This window comes from Spongiibacter pelagi (genome assembly GCF_014705705.1).
Taxonomy (GTDB): domain Bacteria; phylum Pseudomonadota; class Gammaproteobacteria; order Pseudomonadales; family Spongiibacteraceae; genus Spongiibacter; species Spongiibacter pelagi.
Window position 1 is genome coordinate 412,444 of sequence record NZ_JACXLD010000002.1, and the last position, 23,923, is coordinate 436,366.

21 protein-coding genes are annotated in these 23,923 nt (G+C 51.1%); 15 read left to right on the forward strand and 6 right to left on the reverse strand.

Going from position 1 to position 23,923, the window contains the following annotated elements; all coding sequences use genetic code 11:
- Positions 1 to 11 precede the first annotated feature (11 nt).
- Positions 12 to 1,151, reverse strand: coding sequence for an acyl-CoA dehydrogenase family protein (locus IB286_RS05995; RefSeq protein ID WP_190763486.1), 1,140 nt, complete (start codon positions 1,149 to 1,151; stop codon positions 12 to 14).
- 9 nt (positions 1,152 to 1,160) lie between these two features.
- Entirely contained in the window at positions 1,161 to 2,366 is a 1,206-nt protein-coding gene (locus IB286_RS06000; protein WP_190763488.1) for an acyl-CoA dehydrogenase family protein, read from the reverse strand.
- Between the two features lie 147 nt (positions 2,367 to 2,513).
- Here IB286_RS06000 and glpK point away from each other — a divergent pair, with 147 nt between their 5' ends.
- The gene (gene glpK / locus IB286_RS06005; RefSeq protein WP_190763490.1) at positions 2,514 to 3,998 is read left to right on the forward strand and encodes a glycerol kinase GlpK; all 1,485 of its coding nucleotides are present in this window, start codon (positions 2,514 to 2,516) and stop codon (positions 3,996 to 3,998) included.
- Between the two features lie 11 nt (positions 3,999 to 4,009).
- Here the strand turns inward: glpK and IB286_RS06010 are convergent, their stop codons facing one another.
- Positions 4,010 to 6,799: a putative bifunctional diguanylate cyclase/phosphodiesterase gene (locus tag IB286_RS06010; RefSeq protein ID WP_190763492.1), complete on the reverse strand. Its 2,790-nt coding sequence runs from the start codon at positions 6,797 to 6,799 to the stop codon at positions 4,010 to 4,012.
- Between the two features lie 261 nt (positions 6,800 to 7,060).
- On the opposite strand from IB286_RS06010, the gene IB286_RS06015 reads away from it, so the two are divergent.
- Together IB286_RS06015 and IB286_RS06020 are read left to right on the forward strand one after the other, a co-directional pair.
- Positions 7,061 to 7,837, forward strand: a complete 777-nt coding sequence (locus tag IB286_RS06015; RefSeq protein ID WP_190763494.1) for a glucose 1-dehydrogenase — start codon at positions 7,061 to 7,063, stop codon at positions 7,835 to 7,837.
- Positions 7,838 to 7,890: 53 nt separating this feature from the next.
- A complete protein-coding gene (locus IB286_RS06020) occupies positions 7,891 to 8,610 on the forward strand; it encodes an EthD domain-containing protein (RefSeq protein ID WP_190763496.1) in 720 nt (239 codons plus the stop codon).
- Here IB286_RS06020 and IB286_RS06025 read toward each other — a convergent pair.
- A complete protein-coding gene (locus IB286_RS06025; protein WP_190763498.1) occupies positions 8,607 to 9,479 on the reverse strand; it encodes a MerR family transcriptional regulator in 873 nt (290 codons plus the stop codon). The two genes, IB286_RS06020 and IB286_RS06025, sit on opposite strands and share 4 nt — an antisense overlap.
- Before the next feature lie 176 nt (positions 9,480 to 9,655).
- Here IB286_RS06025 and IB286_RS06030 point away from each other — a divergent pair, with 176 nt between their 5' ends.
- From IB286_RS06030 to ung, 5 genes are all read left to right on the forward strand, one after another.
- Complete coding sequence (locus IB286_RS06030) at positions 9,656 to 12,133, forward strand: TonB-dependent receptor (RefSeq protein ID WP_190763500.1); 2,478 nt, start codon at positions 9,656 to 9,658, stop codon at positions 12,131 to 12,133.
- Between the two features lie 24 nt (positions 12,134 to 12,157).
- On the forward strand, positions 12,158 to 12,856 hold the full coding sequence (locus IB286_RS06035; RefSeq protein ID WP_190763502.1) for an START domain-containing protein: 699 nt from the start codon (positions 12,158 to 12,160) through the stop codon (positions 12,854 to 12,856).
- A 212-nt stretch (positions 12,857 to 13,068) separates the two neighbouring features.
- Positions 13,069 to 13,914, forward strand: coding sequence for a metal-dependent hydrolase (locus IB286_RS06040; RefSeq protein WP_190763504.1), 846 nt, complete (start codon positions 13,069 to 13,071; stop codon positions 13,912 to 13,914).
- A complete protein-coding gene (locus IB286_RS06045; protein WP_190763506.1) occupies positions 13,911 to 14,924 on the forward strand; it encodes an alpha/beta fold hydrolase in 1,014 nt (337 codons plus the stop codon). The genes IB286_RS06040 and IB286_RS06045 overlap by 4 nt, the downstream gene beginning before the upstream one ends.
- Before the next feature lie 67 nt (positions 14,925 to 14,991).
- Positions 14,992 to 15,678, forward strand: coding sequence for a uracil-DNA glycosylase (gene ung / locus IB286_RS06050; RefSeq protein ID WP_190763637.1), 687 nt, complete (start codon positions 14,992 to 14,994; stop codon positions 15,676 to 15,678).
- A gap of 20 nt (positions 15,679 to 15,698) precedes the next feature.
- On the opposite strand, the gene ygfZ is transcribed toward ung, so the two are convergent.
- The gene (gene ygfZ / locus IB286_RS06055) at positions 15,699 to 16,730 is read right to left on the reverse strand and encodes a CAF17-like 4Fe-4S cluster assembly/insertion protein YgfZ (protein ID WP_190763508.1); all 1,032 of its coding nucleotides are present in this window, start codon (positions 16,728 to 16,730) and stop codon (positions 15,699 to 15,701) included.
- A gap of 149 nt (positions 16,731 to 16,879) precedes the next feature.
- Between ygfZ and IB286_RS06060 the strand changes: the two genes are divergently transcribed.
- Both IB286_RS06060 and IB286_RS06065 read left to right on the forward strand, forming a co-directional pair.
- Positions 16,880 to 17,140, forward strand: coding sequence for an FAD assembly factor SdhE (locus IB286_RS06060; protein ID WP_190763510.1), 261 nt, complete (start codon positions 16,880 to 16,882; stop codon positions 17,138 to 17,140).
- A complete protein-coding gene (locus IB286_RS06065; RefSeq protein ID WP_190763512.1) occupies positions 17,112 to 17,576 on the forward strand; it encodes a protein YgfX in 465 nt (154 codons plus the stop codon). Before IB286_RS06060 ends, IB286_RS06065 begins: the two co-directional genes overlap by 29 nt.
- Positions 17,577 to 17,613: 37 nt before the next feature.
- On the opposite strand, the gene nadB is transcribed toward IB286_RS06065, so the two are convergent.
- On the reverse strand, positions 17,614 to 19,197 hold the full coding sequence (gene nadB / locus IB286_RS06070; protein ID WP_190763514.1) for an L-aspartate oxidase: 1,584 nt from the start codon (positions 19,195 to 19,197) through the stop codon (positions 17,614 to 17,616).
- Positions 19,198 to 19,408: 211 nt separating this feature from the next.
- On the opposite strand from nadB, the gene rpoE reads away from it, so the two are divergent.
- From rpoE to lepA, 5 genes are all read left to right on the forward strand, one after another.
- Positions 19,409 to 20,005 (forward strand): RNA polymerase sigma factor RpoE, encoded by a 597-nt coding sequence (gene rpoE, locus IB286_RS06075; RefSeq protein WP_190763516.1) that lies wholly within the window; start codon positions 19,409 to 19,411, stop codon positions 20,003 to 20,005.
- Complete coding sequence (locus IB286_RS06080) at positions 20,002 to 20,589, forward strand: sigma-E factor negative regulatory protein (protein WP_190763518.1); 588 nt, start codon at positions 20,002 to 20,004, stop codon at positions 20,587 to 20,589. Before rpoE ends, IB286_RS06080 begins: the two co-directional genes overlap by 4 nt.
- A 5-nt stretch (positions 20,590 to 20,594) precedes the next feature.
- On the forward strand, positions 20,595 to 21,494 hold the full coding sequence (locus tag IB286_RS06085) for a MucB/RseB C-terminal domain-containing protein (protein ID WP_190763520.1): 900 nt from the start codon (positions 20,595 to 20,597) through the stop codon (positions 21,492 to 21,494).
- Positions 21,491 to 21,967, forward strand: coding sequence for a SoxR reducing system RseC family protein (locus tag IB286_RS06090; protein WP_190763522.1), 477 nt, complete (start codon positions 21,491 to 21,493; stop codon positions 21,965 to 21,967). Before IB286_RS06085 ends, IB286_RS06090 begins: the two co-directional genes overlap by 4 nt.
- A 147-nt stretch (positions 21,968 to 22,114) precedes the next feature.
- Positions 22,115 to 23,914 (forward strand): translation elongation factor 4, encoded by a 1,800-nt coding sequence (gene lepA, locus IB286_RS06095; RefSeq protein WP_190763525.1) that lies wholly within the window; start codon positions 22,115 to 22,117, stop codon positions 23,912 to 23,914.
- Positions 23,915 to 23,923: the final 9 nt, after the last annotated feature.

Sequence of the window (23,923 nt, forward strand, 5' to 3'; positions counted from 1 at the left end):
AGGCTTATATTTTAGTACCCGCAGAGCGTCGCATAGCGATCTCGATGAAATCCCGAGTTGCCGAAAAGTTGCGTTGCCACCCGCGAGCGTTTTAAGAAAAAGCCGATTTCCAGCTCATCTGTCACCCCAATGCCGCCGTGCATTTGCACGGCTTCAGAGGTCACTTTTTCAAATACATCGTTCAGCCGTGCTTTTGCCAAACTTGCCAATTGAGGGAGGTCGGGGCGCTTATCATCAATAGCTGACAGAGCATCTAAAACTACCGATTTTGCCAATTCCAACTCGGTAAACAGAATGGCAGCACGGTGCTGCAGAGCTTGAAAGCTCCCAATTTTCTGGCCAAATTGATCGCGCTCTTTCAGGTAAGCTACGGTGCGCTCAAAACATTCCAAGGCGCCGCCTAGCATTTCTGCGGCTAGGCAAATACGACTGCGATCTAGTGCAATATTAAGTGCCGGCCAAATTTGATCCGCTTCACCCAGCAAATCGGCATCGCTTAGCTGCACGTTTTCGAAAATGATTTCGCTGGCTGAGCGGCTGTCTACCCATTGCTTGCTGTGTTGGGTGATGCCCTTTACTTGGCTATTTACCAAGAAAGCGCTCAGTCCCTCACTGCCGTTGCTATCTTTATTTGTGCGAGCAATAACCACTAATTTATCTGCGCTACTGGCGTCCAGTACCACGGATTTACGGCCATTAAGAATATAGCCGTCAGCGGTTTTTTCCGCCTGAGTTTGAATGGCGGTCGGCGCGTGGTGGTGGCCTTCTTCCAGCGCCAGCGCCAAGGTCAGTTCGCCACTGATTATTGCCGGTAGCAATTCCTGTTTCTGTTGCTCGCTTGCGGCTAGCTGAATCAGCGAAGCTGAAAGTACCACGGTGCTGAGCAGTGGTGATGCGGCAAGGGTGCGGCCGGTTTGTTCAAAAATCGCGCCTAAACCCAGATAGCCAAAATCGAGCCCGCCAAATTCTTCGGGGAATACAATACCGCTCCAGCCGAGCTCGCACATGGCTTGCCAATGATCGGGCTTATAACCGTGAGTGTCGCCGGAATCGCGTAAGGCGCGCAGCTCGCTAACCGGCATGGTGCTGCTTAAAAAATCTTTGGCGGTGTCTTTAAGCAGGCGTTGTTCTTCGTTTAATACCAAAGCCATATTGTTCTCCTAAGCCTGTGCATTGTGTTCGGGCAATTCCAGTGCCCGCTTGGCGATGATATTGAGCTGCACTTCGGATGTGCCGCCGGCGATGCTTAAGGCTTTGGAAAATAACCAGCCACGGGTAGTAAGAATTTCATCGTCATTGAAGCCGGCTCCGCCCCAGCCCAGTGCTTGATGACCGAGTAAAGCGACTAATAATTCATCTTTATTTTTGGTTTCTTCGGTGCCGACATATTTCATGATCAGCGGTACATTGGGGTCGGCTAGGCCGTGCATCCGTTCTTCAAAACTGCGGAAATGGGTGAGGCCGATGGCGCGAAAATTCATTTCATGGCGAACCAATTGGTCGCGCAGCGCCAAGTCTTTAAGTTTGCCATCTTCGCCCAACCCAATATATTCCAGCGCGGCTTGAACCGGGCCAAAACTGGGGCCGGGGGTGTCGCCGCCAATTTCAGACATCAGCTTGCGCTCGTGTTTTAACAGCGCTTTGGCGACTGACCAGCCCTTATTCAGTTCACCGATGAGATTGCCTTTAGGCACTTTGACATTGTCAAAAAAGGTCTGGCAAAACTCGGATTCACCGCTGATAAGTTCAATCGGTGTGGTGGTCACTCCGGGGTCGTTCATATCAATCAGTAAAAAACTGATGCCTTCCTGTTTTTTTGCTGCCGGGTCGGTGCGAACCAGACAGAAAATCCAGTCGGCTTTATCGGCATTTGTCGTCCAGATTTTAGTGCCATTTACGAGGAAATGATCGCCACAATCTTCAGCGCGGGTTTGCAGGCTGGCCAAGTCGGAACCGGCGCCGGGTTCTGAGTAACCTTGGCACCAGCGAATTTCGCCCCGTGCAATTTTTGGAATATGTTCATGTTGCTGGGCTTCGGTTCCAAACTCTAATACCGCTGGGCCAAGCATCCATATGCCTAAATCATAGAGCGGCGTGCGGCAGCCCAGGGCTTTCATTTCTTCTTTCAGAATACGAGTTTGTTGCTCGTCGAGACCGCCGCCGCCCAGGGCTTGAGGCCAGTCAGGCACCGTCCAGCCACGGTCGCGCATACGCTCAAACCAAAGTTTGGCATCATTATTGGGGAAAGTTTTATTACGTCCCGCCCAGACTTGTTCTTCGCGCACGATGGGACGGCGCTGTGAAGGGGGACAATTTTCTTCTAACCAGGTGCGTACTTCCTGACGGAATGCATCAGCTGAATTCACACTAGACTCCTAAATCAGCCTTCTTTTAATTTCACATTAAGGTAGGATTAGCGACCTTGGATGCCAAGGTCGAAACTGGTCAATATGACTTGCAAAAGGGGTCATTGCGCGCTTGTATTCGACCAGTAATACGAATAAGGAATAGTTATGTCAGATTTTATTCTTGCCATTGATCAGGGTACGACCAGTTCACGGGCGATTGTGTTTAATGCTGCCGGCCAGCACTGCGGTGTCGGTCAGCAAGAATTTGCTCAACACTATCCAAAAGACGCTTGGGTAGAGCACGATCCGGAAGAAATTTGGCAAACCACGCTCGCCAGTTGTCGGGCGGCGATTGCCGCAGCTGAAATCAGCGCAGAGCAAATTGCGACGGTCGGCATTACCAATCAGCGTGAGACCACCTTGTTGTGGGATCGTGAAACCGGAGAGCCGGTTTATCCCGCCATTGTCTGGCAAGATCGGCGCACTGCAGAACAGTGTGTGCGTTTGAAATCTCAAGGTTTGGAAGAATTTGTTCGCCAGCGCACCGGCTTGTTGCTCGATCCGTATTTCTCGGCCACTAAGTTGGCTTGGATTCTCGATAATGTGGACGGTGCACGTGAGCGTGCCGAGGCGGGGAAGCTGGCTTTTGGCACGGTAGATTGTTTTTTGTTGTGGCGATTAACGGGCGGCAAGTCACACGCGACCGATGCCACCAATGCGTCTCGAACCTTGCTGTTTAATATCCACAGACAGCAATGGGATGCGGAATTGCTGAGAATTTTTGATATTCCGGCCGCGATATTGCCCGAGGTTAAAGATAATTGCGCCGAGTTTGGTCGTACTGATCCGGACTTGTTTGGCGCGAGTTTACCGATTCAAAGCATGATTGGTGATCAGCAAGCGGCAACGGTTGGCCAGGCGTGCTTTGTGCCGGGCATGGTGAAAAGCACTTATGGCACCGGCTGTTTTGTGGTGTTGAATACCGGTGATAAGGCCTTGGTTTCCTCGCAGCGCTTGTTAACGACCATTGCCTATCAACTCGATGGCAAGCCTTGCTATGCCCTTGAAGGTAGTATTTTTGTGGCTGGCGCGGCGGTGCAGTGGTTGCGTGACGGTTTAAAACTGATTGGTTCGGCGGCGGAAACTCAAGGCTTGGCGGAAAGTGTGGAGACCGCCGGCGGTGTTTATATGATTCCGGCATTTACCGGCTTGGGTGCCCCGTATTGGGACCCAGATGCGCGGGGCGCCATTTTGGGCCTGACTCGCGATACTGGTATTGCTCATATCGCCAGAGCGACTTTGGAATCGGTTTGTTATCAAACCCGCGACCTATTGGAAGCAATGCGCGGCGATGGCGCAAATATCGCTTCCTTGCGAGTAGATGGCGGCATGGTGGTAAACGACTGGCTGGTTCAGCGTTTGGCCGACACCTTGGGGGTTTCCTGTGAGCGTCCGCAAGTTACTGAAACCACGGCTCTGGGCGCCGCGTATTTGGCGGGTTTGCAGGCGGGCTTGTTCGATAGCCTAGAGTCAATTGCGGCACTGTGGCAGCGACAGGCCATGTTTGAACCGCAAATGCCTGCTGTGCAGCGTGAGCAGCGTTATCACGGCTGGAAGAAAGCGGTGAGCCGGGTGCGAACGTCTGAGTAATCGGGGCCGGTTTAAATTTTTAGATTTAAATTGACGTTATCTGCGGGCATGGGGCGGCTCAGATAGTAGCCCTGCAGATATTCCACGCCGAGGTCAGATAGGATCATCATGGCCTCGCGGTTTTCCACGCCTTCTGCGATCACTTTTTTACCTAGGCTATGGCTCATTTCCACAATGGATTTCACCAGTTTTTGGTCTTCTTCCCGATCTTGAATAAAGCGCACAAATGATTGATCGATTTTGATGAAGTCGACCGGCAATTCGCGCACATATTCAAAAGACGTAAAGCCCACGCCAAAATCATCGAACGCAATCTTGGCGCCGATATCTTTAAAGACCTGCAAGAGTTTTTTAGCGGCATTGAGATTTTCAATGGTGTCGGTTTCAACAATTTCAAAAATCAGTTTTTCAGGATTAACTTGCGTTTGCTGAATAAGGGATAGCAGGCGATCCTGAAAATCAGATTGCTCCATAGTGGGCGCAGTAAGGTTAATGCTAATGCCAGTTTTAATGCCTTGTTCCTGCCATGCTCGCAACTGAATCATCGCCATTTCCAGAATCGCGAAGTCAATTTGCGGCAACATGCCGAACTCGGCGGCAACCGGTAGAAACTTATTGGGCGGCACATATTGCCCGTGTTCGTCCCGCATTCTGACCAGACATTCACAGTGGCTAACACGCTGTTTGCCGATGTCGTAAATGGGCTGGAAGAATAGGATAAGCCGGTTATCTTCAAGGGCTTTCAGCAATTCATCCCGTATCTGGTATCGCTGTTTGCGATGATCGCTACCCTGATCCTCGTCGTTAATCCGATACAGCTTGCCGCGATTTTTTAATTTCGCCCAACTCATAATTGAGGTGAGGTTGGATAGCCATTCTTCAATCAGACCGATGTCCGCTTTGTACTCATCAATCACTCCGGTGAGGTTGCAGCGAATGGTTTCATTATTGTTGGGCAGCTGTAGCTGGGTCAGGCTGCTAAGCAGTTCATCTTCAATGTCAGGGTCGTGGATCAAAGCCAAAAACTCGCCGGCACCGGTTCGAGAGATCAGCGTGCCAAGAGGCAAAATATTGGAGAGCTGCTCGGAAATAATGCCCAGCAAACGATCGCCTTTTTCAAAGCCGTGGTTGTCATTAAAGGCGGCAAAATCATCGATATCGAGCATTAATAGCTGTAATTTTTGAATATGCTGATGGCGCTGAATATAGTCGGCCGCTCTTTCAATAAAGGTGTTTCGGTTCAGCAAGCCCGTTATACGATCATGCTGTCCCAGCCAATTAATACTCTCTTGGGCTTCCACTCTCTCAGAAATATCCATGCCCACCGAGAGGAACATATCTTGCCCGGAAAACTGAGTTTGGCTGTGTACCCACAGGTGGGTGCGGAAGGTTTGGTCCACACCGAGCAGCGGGGTTTCGGTCTGCATTTGCTGGGTTTCACCCAAGAGGAGTGGCGTTAGCTCCTTGGCCAGTTTCCAACCGGTGCTGCTTTGCGGCAGGTAGTTATTAATATTTACGCTGCCATCTAATTCGCCAATACCAGTAAGGCGTTGGCCCAGTGCGTTGATTTTATGAATAAAGCCCTTGGCATCGTGAACAATAATGACCAGTGGCGAGTTATTCAGCAGCGTGTCGGTAAATTGATTGGCGGCGGAGAGGTCGCTCACCTTGTTACGCAGGGTGGTGCGATTTTTTTCGAGCATGCTGTCGAGGGTTTGCAACGATTGATTGACCAATGACATGGTGTCACGAAGATCATCTACTTCGTCTTGAAACAGGGTTTTGCGTTTTAGTTCGAACAAGGCTTTGGCCGCCTGTTCATGTTCCCGTTGCGGCAGCAGTTTGAGAATATTGGTTAAGGCTTCCACCCGCTGCAGAGGCGGACGCAAGACATAAAATAAAATACCTAGGGTGACGATAATCTGTAGCGCGACACCGAATAACAGGTACTTAAAAGTTTGCGCGCTGTGATGATGAAGTTCGCTGGTATCGGCGATAAGCACGCCGTGCAAGCCCTGAGCGGTATTTAGCGGGAAAATACTCACTTGGAAATATTGTTCGCCAAGGGGGAGCGCGAGATTCTCGGAGCTTGCCGCCCAATCTGTCGCGCCTTTATTTGCTTCAACAATTGAGGCGACATAATTGCTTAAGTCAGCATAGTGCTTTTGTAACTGTCGATTCAGAGGGTTGGTATAAAAGCGGTAGTGTTCGGCCGTGGGTGATGGTTCGCTGAACAAAAGCAGTTCTGCGCCGGTAATGGCTTGAAATTCCCGCAGCAGTTCGCCCATATCGCGGTTGATGTTGATTAGCGAGTCGGTATCTGCAACCGGAGAAAATACACTTTGCATGCATTGCTTGTTACAACTTACGTTGCTGACCGGTTGTACAGTCTCAGCGATACGAGTCGCCGCCCAGCGCAATGTTTGTGTGGCAGGTTCTAAAGTGCTGTTGCTGTATTGGATGCTGTTGTTGATTTTGCCATCAAGCGTAAGCAGGGCAAAAGAGTCCACATTGCTAAAGATGCGGCTATTGGGTAACAGAGCTTGAGCGACACGCTCAGGCTTTGAGTGCAACATGCGCGCTTTTTTATGGAGCTCTTTATCCGAGCGATTGAGCTGAAGATAGAACGCATTTTTTAAATGCATCATGCTTTCGCTAGCTTGAGAGTCATGGCTAGCAAGCGTGCTTCTATAAATTAAGCCTGCAGCAAGTAAGCTTAATGTGCTGATGCTGAGCAGCAATAATAGGCTCAGCTTGCTAAACAAGCTGATGGAATGGGCGGCGCTCGCGGTTTTATTCATTAACCATTTCCATGTGCCCTCGAAAGCTCTGCTTGGTGATTACCATTACTGGATCTTGTTGAGGTAATCAGTTTGAGGCATTTCTTTTCCTTTGGTCGCTCAGTAATTTGGCGTGAATTTTTATTTGCGATCATAGTTAAAATTAGAGCTGAATTTGCATTCTAACCATCTGCGAGTCACACCGCATTAGCGAGGGTAAAGATTCTTAGATTCAGATCAATTTAGGGTTAAAAATAGTACAAAAACGGAGTAAAGAAAACGATGGGAAGAGTGGCTGGTAAGGTGTGCATTGTAACGGGCGCCGCATCGGGTATGGGAAAAGCAGACGCCGAGCGCCTTGTTGCCGAAGGGGCTTCTGTTGTACTCACGGATTTGAACGAGAAAGATGGTCAGGCGGTAGCAAATTCGCTGGGCGAAAAAGCGCTGTTTATACGCCACGATGTCACCAGTGAAGAAGATTGGAAAAAAGTGGTTCAGACAACGGTTGAAACCTTTGGCCGCTTAGATGTCTTGGTGAATAACGCCGGCATGATGGCGCTGGGCAGCGTAGTTGACTGTACGATTGAAGATTATCGCCGGGTCAATGCGGTAAATAGTGAAGGCGTGTTTTTGGGCTGTAAAACGGCGATTCCAGCAATGGAAGCGGCGGGCAATGGTGGCTCGATTATTAATATGTCGTCGGTTGCGGCCCTTCACGGTATGTCTTTTGTGGCAGCCTACAGCGCGAGTAAGGGCGCGGTGGCGGCCTTAACCAAGTCGGTGGCCTTGTTCTGTCGCGAGCGCCGCAATGGAATTCGCTGTAATAGCATCCACCCCGATGGTGTAAAAACCCCGATGGTGTTCAAAGTGGCCACGGGCGCTGAATCTGCAACCCGCGAAGAAATCGAATCTTTATCTACTGAAGCTCACCCCATGTGTGAACCGGAAGATATTGCGGCGCTGGTATTGTATTTGGCCTCGGATGAATCTTCCTTCGTTAATGCAGCGGAAATGCTGATCGATAATGCATCAACCGCAACCCCCCCAATCGGTGTGTGATCTTCGCTGAAAACGAGCCTGTGTTGTGGGGAAAGTGTTGTGGAGAAATTGTCGTGCTGAAAGTGCAGCTACTTTGCCGCGGAGATAATCAGGCTCTGGAGCCATTTCTAGAGGCAGCCTTTGCAGAGGAAAGGCTTGGCGAAGTTGAGGGCATCCTGCGTTGGCAAATCAATATTGCCGATCGGGATGTTGCCGATGCTGCCGGTCGTCGAATTGGCGAAGCCGCTTATTCAGCGCTGCTGAGCTTCTGGTTAGATTCGTCGCAAACACAGGCTTCACGTTGCTGCTTGCAGCTGCAAGAGCGGCTGCCTGATGGACTGGAGTACGACAGCTATTTGGTTGAAGAAGCCATTCCCTTGGAGTCTTCCGAAAATGCGGTTAAAGGTCAGCGGCAGCAGGGTTTTACGCAAGTGGCTTTGCTGCAGTGCCCCGAGCAAATAAGCTATCAACAGTGGTACGGTCACTGGAAACAGGTGCATACCTCGGTGGCGATTCAAACTCAGGCAACCACGCGCTATATTCAAAATCGGGTGTTGGCAGTGTTGTCACCGGCATCTCCCGCGCTTGATGCCATTGTCGAAGAGACGTTTCCTTTGACGGCGATGTCTGATGATGCAGCATTTTATGATGCGGTAGGGCAGTCGGAGCGCTTGCAAAAACATGTCGAAGAAATGATGACAAGCTGCGCGGCGTTTATTGATTTTGAGCGCTTGGCCGTTTTTCCCAGTAGCGAATATCGATTTACTTCCGCTACGTCTAAAAGCGAGTCTTAGCAGAGATCATCCGGCACGCTAGGAACCTCAGTTCTGGGCAGGCGTTTGAGAATTTGCTCGAGTTGGTCGCCTAAGAAGCGTCCGGCGGCAATATCCATCGCCCGGCCCAGCTCGGCATCCACCACAATTTCGGCCAGCGGACGCAATTGCCAAACCAAATCCGCAATGGCTGGAAATTCTTCGCGCGGTGGCAGCGGTTGATTGCCGAAAGGCTTGAGCACGTGTTCGGCAACCAATTTAACGAAGGTGTCGGCAACCCCCTGAATATGACCGCGCATATTGGCGGTAATTTCTAAAAGCTCTTCCAGAGGAATACCGGTGGAGCAGAGCTTGGCCGCGACTTCCAGCGTGTTCATGCTCTCCACCCGCATCTTGCTGCCGCTGGCTTGAAACAGCCCCAGGTCAGAGGCTTTTTTTAACGCTGCGGGGGTGAGTTTGGTGCCAAACATTTTTACCAGTTCCGCCATCGAAACAGTGATCGGTTCTTCGCGGCCCCAAGGGGAGTTGATCGCGGTTTCCATCCCCAGAATTTCATTAATCCCTACGCCGTTTTCTACCGCATTTAGCAGTTCACGGATGCTACTCAGGGTGTATCCGCGCTCCAGCAAGTTGGCGATAAGACGCAGACGAGATAGGTGTTGGCTGGAATAAATGCCTTTGCGACCGCGCAATGCGGGGGGAGGGAGCACGCCCCGATCTTGGTAGGCGCGAATATTGCGCACCGAAGTATTGGCAGAGATCGCCAGCTCTTCAACGCTGTATTCCTTATTACCCTCTTGGCTGCGCGGCGCTTTTTCACTTGCCTGACTTTGAGGCAGGAATTGGGCAACGGATTCTAGGGTTTCTTTGGCAATACTTTCGCGGGTCATAGATTTTAGGTCAGCGTTTTGGTCAGGTTATGTCGCTAAATTGAGTGCGAACGATTTTTAAACACTTGGATGTTGACAATGATTTCATTTGATTTATATTACACAGCATAATGTAACATAATAGTCTGTATCATTTCTGAATAGACAATAATAACCATAAAACCCGAGGTTGTCATATGCGTTTCCCTGTAAAGACAGTCCCTGCCGGCATGGTGCTGGGGGCAGTGCTCATTAATTCTGCCTATGCGGCAAAGTTGGAAGAGGTGGTTGTAACCGCGCAAATGCGCGAGCAAAGCCTGCAAGACGTCCCAGTTTCCGTAAGCGCCATCGGTGGCGAGAAAATGATGGAGGCGGGTATTAACCGCATGGAAGATTTACAGGCTTACGTGCCTAATTTAACGGTGACCGAGAGCGGTATCAGTACTGATATTTATATTCGCGGTATCGGCACCGGTATGAACCAGGGCTTTGAGCAATCCGTTGGCATGTATGTCGACGGTATTTACTACGGTCGTGCCCAGTTGGCACGGGCGCCATTCTTGGATTTAGCACGGGTAGAAGTACTGCGTGGTCCGCAGAATATTCTGCAGGGCAAAAACAGTATTGCCGGGGCGATCAATATCATTACCGCTTCGCCAGATGGCGAAGTTGATGGCATGGCCTCCTTTTTGTATGAGCCGGAAATGGACGAAAAGGTGTTAGACCTGATGTATTCCACACCGCTCACCGACACCTTTGGTATTCGCGTTGCCGCTCGCCTGCGTGAGTACGGCGGCTTTATGGAAAACTTGTTCGATGGCAGCACTGGGCCTGCCTACGATCAAGGTACCTTCCGCGTGAAAACCTATTGGGATGCGACCGATCAAACGTCGATTACCACTAAGCTGGAATTGGGTAGCTTTGATTCGGTAGGTCGTCAGGCTGAAATTTTTAATGATCAGCCATCAACCTCAGCCAACCCTGTCTTGGCGGGTAGAACCCAAGCCGAAATTCTTGATCGTTCTTACATTCCCGGGATTCTTGATCTGGATGTGCACGACTCAGTGCGCAACAACTATCAAGACTTTAAAACCTCTAGCAATGGTAATAGCTCTGAGAATGACACCCGTAACATAACCATTAATGTCACCCACAATAACGAGGACGGCCACACCTTTACCTCGATTACCGGCTTGATGGCTTACGAATATAACGATCTCTGTGACTGTGACTCCACCTCGGCGGAGCTGTTTAAGTTTTTAATGCATGAAGACTATAAGCAATTCAGTCAGGAGTTTCGCTGGTTGTCACCATCCGGTGAACGCGTAGAGTTTATCGGTGGTCTGTACTTCCAGTACAACGATCTGTTGTTTGAAGACAAATTGGTACAAGACTCCAACCAGGTTGTTGACCTGATTAATGCAGCAGACCTCTATGAAGGCGGCGGCTGGGGCGATATCGATCCGCTCACCTTGGCGCTCGATCCGCGTGAATTGGCCGGTATTGGTGATGCGGGTAATGCGATTTCAGATATTGCTGGCCCGCGTAAATTCACCAGTGAAACCAAAATTGCCTCGGCTTTTTTACAGTCTACGATCAATATTCAAGATGCACTGCGCCTGACCTTGGGTGGCCGTTTGACCTATGAAGAAAAAACCGGTGATCGTCATCTGACCATTACGGATCTGGATGGTAACGAACTGCCTATCGGTGAAGTGGATACTGTGGCGGCCATTGTCTTCGCGATGGAGCGTCACCACCTGAAGGGCGAGCGCAGCGAAACCCAATTTGCGCCATTGATTAATCTGCAATGGGATTTCTCGCCAGAGGGCATGATGTACGCGACCGCCAGTCAAGGCTATAAGGCCGGGGGCTACGATGCGCGCTCAAATGCGACCCCTGATCTGGAATTGACGCCACGCAATCCCAATGCGGTTGTGGCTAACCAAACTGTACTAGCCGGTACCTTTGAATACGGTGAAGAAAAAGCCACCAGCTATGAATTGGGTATCAAAACCGGCCTGCTGGATGGTGCGGCTGAACTGAATATGGCGGTGTTCTATACCATTTATAACGATCTGCAAATCAGCCTGTTTGACGGCACTATTGGCTTCCAAGTGGGTAACGCCAAAGAAGCGATCAACCAAGGTATTGAGATTGATGGTCGTTGGCAGATTACCGATTATTTCTCGATTGGTGGTGCGCTAGCTTTGCTCGACTTCGAATTCACTGATTTCACCAATGGCCAGTGCCGTCAGGATCAAGTGCCCGACGCGCCTAATGGTCGTGACTGTGACTACACCGGCCTGTCGAACCAATACGTTTCAGACTGGTCTGGCACCATTATGTCCGGCTTTGTTGCCCCTATTTCTGACACGTTGGCAATTGGTCTTGCGTTGGATTTTGTGTTCACCGACAGCTACAACCCCTCGTCCAACCTTGATCCCCGTGTGGAACAGGATGGATTTATGAAGGTCAATGGTAAGGCTGGTATCGGTGCGATCGACCATAGCTGGGAGCTTTCTTTGGTCGGCAAAAACCTGACGGATGAAGTGGTGATGGTGTACGCCGCCGATACGCCGCTGGCAAAAACCTTGTTTGGCACTACCAGCCACACCGGGTTTTATGAGCCACCACGCTCAGTGGCGCTGCAGTTTGTTTATCGCTTGCAGTAAGCCTGAATTCGGAGGAGAGCAGGGATGAAAGCACAACTAAAGCATATCTTAAGTGCGGGCTTGCTGTTGGTGTTGAGCCTGCCGGTATGGGCGCTTGATGCCGGCTGGGAGCTAGCCAAAGACAGCAAGGGTATTCAGGTTTATCTGCGTGAAGTGCCCAATTCGCCAGTCAAGGCCTTCCGTGGAGAGGTGGAAATCGACGCTGGCGTGCTGCAAATTCTGGGCGCGCTGGATGATACGCCAGCCTTTACGGAGTGGATGCACAATTGCGCCAAGTCAGAGCTGATTCACAAATATAGTCTGGTAGATCGCCAGCAGTACATGGTGATCGACTTTCCCTGGCCGACCACAGACCGGGATATGATTATTCGCAATAAGATCAGCTATGACCTTGAGCAAGGCTATGCGCGCATTGATCTCTCGGCCTTTGATGAGGCCGAGTTGCCCGCAGAGGCCAAGGCGAAAATGCCGGGTAAAAGTAAGTTTCGGCGGGTGTCTGAGCTGACGGGTTTTTTCGAATTACAACAGTTGTCGCCTGAAAAAACGCGGGTGGTTTATCAGCTGCACATGGACCCAGCCGGCTCTGTGCCCTCGGGAATTGTGAATATGATGCTGGTCGACAACCCCTTTAATAGTTTGCAGGGGCTGCGCGAAAGGGCGCCTTTGGCGAAGTACCAAGACTTTGATCCGCTGAATGTTAAAGCTGAACTATCAGTAAATTAAAATAATAAAAACAAAGCACTACCGTAGTCTTCTGCTGCAACACATCAGGTTTATTTGGTTGCAGATCTCAATTTTTACTATGTTGGCCTACGGGCCAATTTAATTTCGTTGAATAAAATTTAATCTTTTTTTATTTGACATCGTAACGTGTAACATTAATATTACATTTAACAATGTAACATAATAAAATGTTCCTTTAAGAGGTGTTAGACATGACCATTCAAATTACGCCAGTTCACCGCAATCTTGAATTCAATTTACCGAAGGATCGCATTGCAGATTGGCACCCTGCCGGGGTACAGACTAGCCATTTCTTTAATGCAATGTCGCTGTTCTTCCCCGATGGCGAGCGCTTCTTTATCGACTCGGTTCGCCATTACCGTGACGGCATTGATGACCCTGAGCTGAAAGCCCAAGTGCGCGGCTTTATCGGTCAGGAAGCCATGCACGGTCGCGAACATGAAGAATACAACGAAGCCCTGGCCGAACGTGGCATGCCAGTGGCCCGTTACCTGAAAATCATCAATGGCTTGCTGGGCTTCACTCAAAAATTTGTGCCTAAGCGTATGCAGCTCTCTACCACCATTGCGCTGGAGCATCTGACCGCCATTCTGGCTAACTCGCTACTGCAAAAAGAAGCGGTGTTGGCGGGAACTGAAGAGCGCTTCGGTGCGATTTGGCACTGGCACGCGCTGGAAGAAACCGAGCACAAAGCGGTGGCTTACGATGTGTATCAGCGTACTTTTGGTAAAACCCTGTTTGGCTATATCGACCGCTGTCAGGCGCTGATTGTGGCAACGTTCCTGTTCTGGTTCCTGTGTATTCCCATTCATATCGATTTGGTGCGCCGCGAAGGCAAACTGTTTGACCTGAAAGGGTGGGGCCGTTGCTTCAGTTTTTTGTGGATCAAGCCGGGCGCCTTGGTGATCGCCCTAAAAGAGTGGTTTGACTACTTTAAACCGGGATTTCACCCTTGGGATCACAATAACCGCCGCTTTCTTGATAATGTGGACGACTTGGTTAAACAGGTTGAAAACTACAAGGTGGCTCAAGCTTGACGATAAATCCCGAACTGACTTCCGCGCCGAACTCCGCAGCGAGTTTGGCCGGTCGCGCAGAAGTACAAAGCCTCGTCGATACCTTTATGGGTACCGACTTGGCGCAATGCAATCTCCAGCAATTAGCACAATGGCGGCCGAAAACCGGCTCGCTGTGGAATCGCTTGCAGCCGTTTATGGCTATGCAGGCGGGAATGCGAACCCATTCGGTAGCCGTTGGCGATCAGCAGCTTTGCTTTTGGCAGGGTGGTCAGCTTGATGGACCGCCGCTATTACTGGTACACGGCTTTGGTGCCTCCAAGGAAAACTGGGTCAATATTTGCCGGGGCTTGGGGCGGACTTTCCGCTTGATCGTGCCGGACTTGGCCGGTTTTGGTAACTCCAGCTTTTCTGTCGAGAGCAATTATCGTCTGGATATTCAGGCGGATCGCTTGGCATTGCTGTTGGACGAATTGGGCATCGAGTCTACTCTGCTGGCCGGCAGCTCAATGGGCGGCGGTATTTGCGCTCAGTTGGCGGCGCGCCATCCGCAGAAAGTCGCGGGTTTGGTGTTGATGAATGCCGCCGGTGCCCCCGCTAAATACAATAGCTTGTTGGAAGCTGGGCTGCGCGCCGGGGTGAATTATCTTTCGCCGGCGGATCGAGCCGGGGTGCATCGCACCTTTCAAATTTGTCTGCACCGCAGACACCGGGTTCAGGGCGCGTTGTTGGCACTGATTTCGGGTGGCGAGATGCCGCATCGAAAGTCAGTGAATGATTTTATCTTCACACACTTGGTGGATTCGCTGGTACCAACTTGGGATTGTCTTGGCGGCATTAAAGCGCCGACTTTTATCCTTTGGGGTGATGCTGATCAAGTATTGGACTCTAGCTGTGTGGATGGTTTTCTTGATCAAATAGAAACGTCCAATGCGGTGATTCTGCCTGAGTGTGGTCATCTGCCGATGCTGGAAGAGCCCGGTTTGACGGTTAGACTGGTTACGGATTTCTGGACCGCAATCCGCACCTGATATTTCTCGTCTAGGCGCGTTCCTTGTTATGCTTGCCGGAATTTTCCTGCAAGCATTTTCTTTTTATATGTCCCGACAAATTCAATTATCCGCTTCTTGGCTCAACGCAGTTGGCGACGAGTTCGAGCAGCCCTATATGCAGTCTCTTAAGGCCTTTCTTGAGCAGCGTCGTGAGCAGGGGGCGGTGATTTACCCGCGTCCAAGTCACTGGTTTGCGGCGCTGGATGCTATTGATTTTGACAAAGTACGGGTGGTGATCTTGGGTCAAGACCCTTACCACGGCCCCGGGCAGGCGCACGGCTTGTGTTTTTCTGTGCAGCCCGGCGTAGCTCCGCCGCCGTCCTTACTTAATATCTTTAAGGAATTGCAGACGGATATCGGTATTCCTGAACCGCATCATGGGTATTTGCAACACTGGGCGGAGCAGGGCGTACTGTTATTGAATGCGGTATTAACTGTGGAGCAGGGGCAGGCGGGCGCGCATCAAGGAAAGGGTTGGGAGCAATTTACCGATGCTATTGTGGCCGCGTTAAATGCCAAGCGCGAGGGCTTGGTGTTTATGTTGTGGGGCTCACATGCTCAGAAAAAAGGCGCGGTAATCGATAAGCAGCGGCATTTAGTTTTGCGTGCGCCGCATCCCTCACCGCTATCCGCCTACCGGGGATTTTTTGGTTGCCAGCATTTTTCCCAAGCGAATGCGTATCTTGAGTCGCAAGGCTTGCCGGTAATTGATTGGTCCTTACCGGCAGAATAGTCGTTTCTAATTTTCAACTTCTAGTCTTCAACTTCTAGGGCATAAGGTAGGCTGCCAACGTTTAGTGTATTGCTATCGTTGGCGAGGTGGATATTGCCCTGCGCGACCGCATCACTGGTCAGAACTGCAAGTAATGTTACGCCTTCACCACTGTTCACTGCCGACACGATATTACCAATGCTTTGGCTGTTCTCATCGACAAATACATCATCGCCGGGCTTGGGCAGGGCGCCGGCTTTTTCTGCCAGATACATATGGCGCTTTAATTTGCCGCGATACTGCATACGCGCCACAATTTCTTGGCCGGTATAGCAGCCTTTTTTAAAGCTCACTGCGCCAATCAATTGGTGATTCAGCATTTGTGGAATAAACAAATCTTGGGTGGCGGCACAGACTTCGCCAATACCCGCCTGAATATTACCCAGCTCCCAATGATCGCTGCTAACAATCTCTGCCTGTTGGGTGAGCGCTGTCCATATTGCGTTTGCTTTTTCTGGTGCTACCCAGCACTCGAAACGCTCCTCGATGCCCGGCAATTTAATTACCGTGATTTGTTCCGCCGTGTTGCTGCTTAATGCCGCTTCTGGGTGTTCTTGGAGTAAGCTCTTGAGAGCTTCACTGCAATTTTCTCCGCTAATACCAAAGCCCACTAAGTTATGACTGTTGACGCTGAGTTTGGCTTTTGAAAAGACAATGTACTTTGCCAGTGTGGTTTTACTGCTTTCGATAATGTCGCTGCGCATACGCAGCTGAATATTGTCCTCGGCGGGGGAGAATCCCAGAAAACTGCCGATCATACGGCCTTTAATATTGCAGTAACTGCCGTAGCGAGCGGTTTGCAGATTGACTTCGCGCCAGTCGCAGGTGGTTTGGCCCTGTAAAAACTTGCTGCTATCAGGGCCGATGACACTGAGTAATTGGTATTGGGTTAAAACCGTCAGTTTGATCTTGCCAGTCAGCTCAGCAGAGTCACCACCGACTTGCCAAAAGCCCTGTTGATTAATTGAGCTAGAAGGAAATTGGCTTTTAAGTTGATCAACAAATTGATCCATTTGGCAGAGGTCCTATGGGTATCTTGTAATGCGAAGGAGGTGTGGCGCGGAAAATCGGTGAGATATGAGGTGTCAGCCGCTATAATTATCTCGCGATTTGCGAAAACCACCTGTCGACAGGTGTAAATGAATTCAAGCAGTGGAAAATAATGCTTTCAGAAAACGAGATCAAGCGGATTTACTGGGGCTGCCGTCGAGGTATGCTGGAAATTGATTTGGTGATGGTGCCATTTTTTGAGCAACGCTTCCGTCAGCTCAGTGAACAAGACCAGCAGCGCTTTGTTAATTTGCTTGAGTGTGAAGATACTGAATTGTTCCAGTGGTTCCTTGGTAAAGGTCAGCCCGAAGATCCTGAGTTAGCCAGTATAGTGGCTGATATCAATGCGTTTAGTCGCCAGCCCAAGGTTTGATTTAAGTCCTTCTTTTATTTTGCAGATTTACTTGCTGCTTGTGGCGGGCGTGTTCTCGGTAATTTTGCTTTGTTGGTTAACCGTTGTTAGCGATCGACCGCACTTGCTTGCGCTAGGGCTAGTGATGTTGGGTGGCGGTTTGGTTTATTTATTGCGGGCCTTGCGCAGTGCTCGACTCCGTCTTCCGCGATCGATCATTGGCCTGTGTTTTCGGCAAGGTGAATGGCAGTTGATGTCGCGAGAGGGTGAGCGCCAGATTGGCGTTTGGCTTGGAGTGAGAATCCTGCCTTGGGTTGTGGTACTTCATCTAGCGCCGGATGAGCAGCAGCGATGGCGGCGACGCTATCTCCCTATCTTTAGAGATCAGCTTGCTGCAGAACAGTGGCGCCAGCTTCGCGTGTTTTGCAATGCGGCGCCGCTTTGTTCTGAATCTTAAGAACCTAGAGATTCAGGGACTGGAGCATACGGGGGCCTTAGCCCGGAAAATTTGCTGGAGTCAGTACGGTGTCATCCGCGCTGGGCAAAAGATCCGGGTAATCCAATGTGTAATGCAGGCCGCGACTTTCCTTGCGCTCAAGTGCTGAGCGAATAATCAATTCCGACACCATGGCCAAATTGCGCAATTCCAAAAGGTCATTGCTGACCTTGTAGTTGGAGTAGTAGTCGGCAATTTCCTGCTGTAACAGCACGGCTCGGTTTAAGGCGCGTTGCAGGCGCTTATTGGTGCGGACAATGCCCACGTAGTCCCACATAAAGCGGCGCAGCTCATCCCAGTTGTGAGAAATCACCACGTCTTCATCTGAATCAGTTACCTGAGACTCATCCCAAATGGGGGCGATTTCAGGGTCGGGCAGGGTGGCAAGTTGCTCCGATAAATCGCGTGCGGCGGCAGCACCGTACACCAAGCATTCCAGCAGAGAGTTGCTGGCCAGCCGGTTGGCGCCATGCAAGCCAGTGAAGGAACATTCACCAATAGCGTATAGCCCGGGCAGGTCGGTGCGACCTTGCTCGTTCACCATAATGCCGCCGCAGGTGTAATGGGCGGCGGGAACGACCGGAATCGGTTCGCGGCTGATGTCGATGCCCAGCTCCAAGCAGCGCGCACGAATGGTGGGGAAGTGTTCCAGTAAGAACTCTGGCGACTTGTGGCTAATGTCGAGGTACACACAATCGCTGCCAAGACGTTTCATTTCATGGTCGATGGCGCGGGCGACAATATCGCGTGGAGCCAATTCACCGCGTTCATCGTAGCGATGCATAAACTGTTGGCCATTGGGCAGTAATAGCTTGCCGCCTTCGCCGCGAATGGCTTCAGTAATCAAAAAGGATTTTGCCTTGGGGTGATACAGGCAGGTTGGGTGAAACTGATTGAATTCGAGGTTGGCGACTCGGCAGCCGGCTCGCCAAGCCATGGCAATACCGTCGCCGCTGGCGCCATCGGGATTGCTGGTATATAGATAGGCTTTGTTGGCTCCGCCAGTAGCCAGTACCACCGCTTTGGCTTGGAATAACACGACGTGGCCACTCTTGCGGTCGAGCACATAGGCGCCGTGGCAGCGGCGGTTGCGTCGCACCAAATCCACCGCAACGTGAAAATTAAACAGGGTGATATTGGGGTGTTTGCTGGCTTGTTGAATCAGGGTGTTTGACACCGCTCGGCCAGTGGCGTCGGCGGCGTGGATAATCCGGCGATGGCTATGGCCACCCTCTCTGGTGAGGTGAAGTTCGCCCGGATCATTTTGGAAGCGGGTGAATTGCACGCCTTGTTCCAGCAGCCAATCCACGGTTTCGCTGCTGTGTTCTACGGTGAATCGCACCGCATCTTCATGGCACAGGCCGGCGCCAGCATCCAGAGTGTCGGCAACGTGAGCATCAACACTGTCGCGATCGTGTAGTACCGCAGCAATACCCCCTTGTGCCCAGTGGGTGGCACCCTCGGTCAATTCGCCTTTGCAAATGACGGCGATCTTGGCTTTGTCGGCTAAACGCAAGGCCAAGCTCAGGCCGGCGGCGCCGCTGCCAATCACCAGAATGTCGTGGAGGTGGTAATGCTGCATGTTATCTTTGTCTCTAAGGCGCAAAAATCAAGGCGCTGAGTATACTGCCAGTAGGGTGCATACCAAAGGCTCATAGTCGATAATAGGCTCAAACCAAAAAAGCTGAACAAAAAATGCAAGTGACAGAACTTTTATTTAATACCTGTGTCTACCCATCAGACGCGCTGCGTGGCAGCTCAAGTTGGATTGGGCTGGTGGTTCGAGAGGGGATATGAGCCAGCCTGAAAAAACAGATGAACAATTGGTCGCGCTGGCCAAGAAAGGTGATCGCCGGGCTTTTGATTTTCTTGTATTGAAATATCAGCACAAGATTTTCAGCCTGATTTCACGCTATGTCAAAGACGCGGACGAAATTCAGGACGTTGCGCAAGAAGCCTTTGTAAAAGCCTATCGTGCTCTGCCGCGTTTTCGTGGAGACAGTGCTTTTTATACTTGGCTTTATCGCATCGCGATTAATACCGCCAAAAACTATCTGGTGTCTCGCAGCCGCAGACCGCCCGGTAGCGATGTCGATGTCAGCGATGCCGAGTTTTTTGAAGGGCCTTCGGCCTTAAAAGACATCGAGACTCCGGAAAATCGCCTGTTTGGTGATGAATTGCAGCGGGTGGTTCAAACCGCGATTCAAGGCCTGCCAGAAGATTTGCGCTCTGCGCTAACGTTGCGGGAATTTGATGGTCTGAGTTATGAAGATATTGCCGAGGTGATGGACTGCCCGGTAGGTACGGTTCGGTCGCGCATTTTTCGCGCCCGAGAAGCAGTGGAAAACCGGGTGAAGGCCCAGATGAATGGTGAAGAGGTGATGGCATGAGTGATTTGCTAAAAGAGTCGCTATCGGCACTGATGGATGGTGAGGCCAGTGAGCTGGAATTGCGCCGTCTATTAAAGAGTGACGATCCGGCGCTGCGCGAACAATGGGCGGTAATGCATCGCCATCGCGACAGTCTGCATGAACCTGTGGCCTTCGCCAATTTGGATATTTCCTCACGCGTTATGGCTGAACTGGATTCCGTTAAGCAGGAGTCGTCCGGTCAAACTTGGCGTCAGGCGCTAAGCGGTTTGGCGGTGGCGGCGAGTGTGGCAGCGGTGGTGGTGTTCGGCGGCAATTTGAGCCAGCTTGGTGGTGGCAATCCCACAGTGGCAGATTCTGGCCGGGTATACCCAGCTACGGCGACAATGGCGACCGGCAATGTTCCGGTTAGCGCGGAGTTTGGCCAGTCGCCAATTTACCCCCTTAATCAATCTAATATCGCACCGGCTCCGGCGCCAGATGCGCTGGCGACTCAGCAGGCGCGGGAGCGTTTTGAAGCGCTGTTGCGTAAGCACACGGATAATGCGGCATTAAATAATGGGCAGGGAATTATTTCCTACGCGCGAGTGGCCCAGCCAGAGTGACATCAATGCGACCACTGCTGACGGCAATATTACTGGGCTTCTCGCTAATTACAGCGGCGTCTGAGAATACCGCCGACAGCGAGGTTTTGAGCTGGCTTGAGCGCATGGGGCAAAGTCATCACCAGCTCAGCTATCAAGGTATCGTTACCTACCAAGTTGGCGAGCAATTAAGTAGTTTTCGGGTTCGCCACTGGCTGGAAAATGGTCAGGAACACGAGAGTCTTGAGCCCTTGGATGGGCAGTCTTCTGAAGTTCACAAGCAGCGCCAAGAGCAGGATTGTGAGCACACCAATAGCCAACTATTGCGCCGGGTCAAACTGGATGCATCTGAGGGCGGTCTTCACGCTTCTTATCAGCTTTCAATGCAGGGTGATCGGCGTCAGGCGGGGCGTGAGGCAGTGGAATTACTGCTGCAACCCAAAGACAGTTATCGCTATGGCTACCGAATGGTGCTCGATGCTGATACCGGTTTGATGCTGCGCAACGAAATTTTGAGCCTGCAAGGCGATCCGTTAGAGCGTTTTCAATTTGTTATGTTGGATATTGATACGGCGCAGATTGATGATGCAGCTGAAGTATTGTTGGACTCAGCGATGCCTAATCAAACACAGCAAGCGGATTTGGCTTGGCAGCCTACTTGGTTGCCCGCAGGGTTTAAGCTTTCTGAGACGGCGACAAGTGATTTACAGAGTCAAAGTTATACCGATGGCTTGGCGGTAATTTCAATTTTTATCGAACCTTTGGATAGCCGTTATCCCGGTCGTGATATGGGTATGCGTCACGGTGCCTCCGTAAGTTATAGTGTGGCCTATCCGGATCAGCAGGTGCTGGTCACGGTGGTGGGCGAAGTGCCCTTGGTGACTGTGCGGGAAGTGGCGCACTCAATGCGCTGGAGCGAGAAATGATTGTTGAAACTGGTCGAGTTGTTGCCATAGAGCAGCAGGCGCTCTGGATAGAAACGATCCAAAAAAGTACCTGTGGTAGCTGCACGGCTAAAAATGGCTGCGGTCAGGGCCTGATGAATCGGGTAATGGATGGGCGCCGCAACCAGCTTAAGGTGCCGCTGGGCGAGTTTTCAGCTGCGGATTTTGCCATTGATGATCGGGTCGAAATGGGCGTAGAAGAATCGACGCTGCTTTCTGGTGCCTTGATGGTGTATCTGCTGCCGCTGTTTTCCATGATCGCGGGTATGGGGCTGATCAGCCAGTGGGATAGCCGTGATGGCATTGCGGCTTTGGGCGCGGCTTTAGGTTTTGTATTTGGCCTGCTGGTGTTGCGGGTTTATAACCGCTGGTTGGAGCGCCGTGGCCGCGCGCAAACAGTATTGCTTGGGCGCTGCCGTGCGGCGGGCGTTCAAACCCTAGATTTTCAACATTGACGCCGGTTTTGGCTGATTGTCTGGCCGTTTTCTCTTCGCTAAGTTTTCCTTCTTTTATCAATACCTTGCTTCGCCGTCATAGCGCTGGAGCGGGGCTTGCGATACAATCCGCCCCTGTTTTTTCTGCCCCTTAGGTGTATTGCAAGCGTGCCCAATCTCGACCTGATTCGGAACTTCTCCATCATCGCCCACATTGACCACGGTAAGTCCACTTTGGCTGACCGTTTTATCCAGACTTGCGGTGGACTGTCCGAGCGCGAAATGGCCGAGCAAGTGCTGGATAGTATGGATATTGAGCGCGAGCGCGGGATTACCATTAAAGCCCAGAGCGTGACGCTGAATTACACCGCGCAAGACGGCAAAACTTACCAGCTAAACTTTATCGACACGCCCGGTCACGTCGACTTCACCTATGAGGTTTCGCGTTCGCTTGCTGCCTGTGAAGGTGCGCTGTTGGTGGTCGATGCCGCCCAAGGCGTGGAAGCGCAGTCGGTGGCCAACTGTTACACCGCCATTGAGCAGGGTTTGGAAGTATTGCCGATCCTGAACAAAATGGACTTGCCACAGGCCGACCCAGACCGGGTGAAGCAGGAAGTAGAAGAAATTATTGGTATTGATGCCAGCCACGCGGTGCCCGTGAGCGCCAAATCTGGCATGGGTATTAATGATGCGCTGGAATATCTGGTTGCCACAATTCCGCCGCCGGAAGGGGATATCGACGCACCTCTGCAAGCACTGATTATTGATTCATGGTTCGATAATTATCAGGGCGTGGTGTCGCTGGTGCGGGTGAAAAACGGTCAGCTCAAGCGCGGCGACAAAATCATCAGCAAATCCATTGGCAAACCTCAGGTTGTCGATGTTGTCGGGATTTTTACCCCTAAGCAAACCAATACCGGCATTCTTAAAGCGGGTGAAGTTGGTTTTGTCATCGCCGGCATTAAAGACATTCACGGCGCGCCAGTGGGCGATACCTTTACCCACGCCAGCACGGCAACAGTGCCCGCGCTGCCCGGTTTCAAAAAGGTGAAGCCGCAGGTTTATGCCGGTTTGTTCACCGTTTCTACCGATGATTATGAAGACTTCCGCGATGCGCTGGGCAAGTTGACCCTGAACGATGCCTCGCTGTTTTACGAACCTGAAACATCTGATGCGCTGGGCTTTGGTTTCCGCTGTGGCTTCCTTGGCACCCTGCATATGGAAATCATTCAGGAGCGTTTGGAGCGGGAATACGACCTCGATTTGATCACCACGGCCCCCACGGTTATCTACCAGGTGGTGCGTAAAAACGGTGAAGTGGTAATGGTGGATAACCCTTCATCCATGCCTGATCCGGGTGAGATTGAAGAAACCCGTGAGCCTATCGCCAAGGTCAATATCCTTGTGCCACAGGAGCATTTGGGCAATGTATTAACCCTCTGCGCAGAAAAGCGCGGTGTGCAAAAAGATATGCAGTTCCTCGGTCAGCAAGTGTCTCTGACTTGGGATATTCCCATGAGTGAAGTGGTGCTGGATTTCTTCGATAGATTGAAATCGGTTAGCCGTGGTTTTGCCTCATTGGATTACAGTTTTGACCGTTTTCAGGCGGCCAACTTGGTTAAGCTCGATGTCTTGATCAACGGCGATCGCGTAGACGCATTGGCAATTATTGTGCACAAGGATTTTGCCCAAAGCCGTGGACGCTTGCTGGTGGACAAAATGCGCGAGCTGATTCCCCGGCAAATGTTCGATGTGGCCATTCAGGCCGCTATCGGCGGCCATGTTATTGCGCGCCAAACTGTGAAAGCCCTGCGTAAAAACGTGACTGCAAAATGTTATGGTGGTGACGTTTCTCGTAAACGTAAACTGCTGGAAAAACAAAAAGCCGGTAAGAAACGCATGAAACAGGTCGGCAATGTTGAGATCCCTCAATCAGCCTTCCTCGCTGTATTGAAAGTGGATTCCTAAGGATTTGAG

Excerpts from the sequence above, each read along its gene's own strand:
- IB286_RS05995 (WP_190763486.1), bottom strand. The coding sequence starts at position 1,151 with ATGGCTTTGGTATTAAACGAAGAACAACGCCTGCTTAAAGACACCGCC.
- glpK (WP_190763490.1), top strand. The coding sequence starts at position 2,514 with ATGTCAGATTTTATTCTTGCCATTGATCAGGGTACGACCAGTTCACGG.
- IB286_RS06010 (WP_190763492.1), bottom strand. The coding sequence starts at position 6,799 with ATGAATAAAACCGCGAGCGCCGCCCATTCCATCAGCTTGTTTAGCAAG.
- IB286_RS06015 (WP_190763494.1), top strand. The coding sequence starts at position 7,061 with ATGGGAAGAGTGGCTGGTAAGGTGTGCATTGTAACGGGCGCCGCATCG.
- IB286_RS06025 (WP_190763498.1), bottom strand. The coding sequence starts at position 9,479 with ATGACCCGCGAAAGTATTGCCAAAGAAACCCTAGAATCCGTTGCCCAA.
- IB286_RS06030 (WP_190763500.1), top strand. The coding sequence starts at position 9,656 with ATGCGTTTCCCTGTAAAGACAGTCCCTGCCGGCATGGTGCTGGGGGCA.
- IB286_RS06035 (WP_190763502.1), top strand. The coding sequence starts at position 12,158 with ATGAAAGCACAACTAAAGCATATCTTAAGTGCGGGCTTGCTGTTGGTG.
- IB286_RS06040 (WP_190763504.1), top strand. The coding sequence starts at position 13,069 with ATGACCATTCAAATTACGCCAGTTCACCGCAATCTTGAATTCAATTTA.
- ung (WP_190763637.1), top strand. The coding sequence starts at position 14,992 with ATGTCCCGACAAATTCAATTATCCGCTTCTTGGCTCAACGCAGTTGGC.
- ygfZ (WP_190763508.1), bottom strand. The coding sequence starts at position 16,730 with ATGGATCAATTTGTTGATCAACTTAAAAGCCAATTTCCTTCTAGCTCA.
- IB286_RS06060 (WP_190763510.1), top strand. The coding sequence starts at position 16,880 with ATGCTTTCAGAAAACGAGATCAAGCGGATTTACTGGGGCTGCCGTCGA.
- IB286_RS06065 (WP_190763512.1), top strand. The coding sequence starts at position 17,112 with ATGCGTTTAGTCGCCAGCCCAAGGTTTGATTTAAGTCCTTCTTTTATT.
- nadB (WP_190763514.1), bottom strand. The coding sequence starts at position 19,197 with ATGCAGCATTACCACCTCCACGACATTCTGGTGATTGGCAGCGGCGCC.
- rpoE (WP_190763516.1), top strand. The coding sequence starts at position 19,409 with ATGAGCCAGCCTGAAAAAACAGATGAACAATTGGTCGCGCTGGCCAAG.
- IB286_RS06080 (WP_190763518.1), top strand. The coding sequence starts at position 20,002 with ATGAGTGATTTGCTAAAAGAGTCGCTATCGGCACTGATGGATGGTGAG.
- IB286_RS06085 (WP_190763520.1), top strand. The coding sequence starts at position 20,595 with ATGCGACCACTGCTGACGGCAATATTACTGGGCTTCTCGCTAATTACA.
- IB286_RS06090 (WP_190763522.1), top strand. The coding sequence starts at position 21,491 with ATGATTGTTGAAACTGGTCGAGTTGTTGCCATAGAGCAGCAGGCGCTC.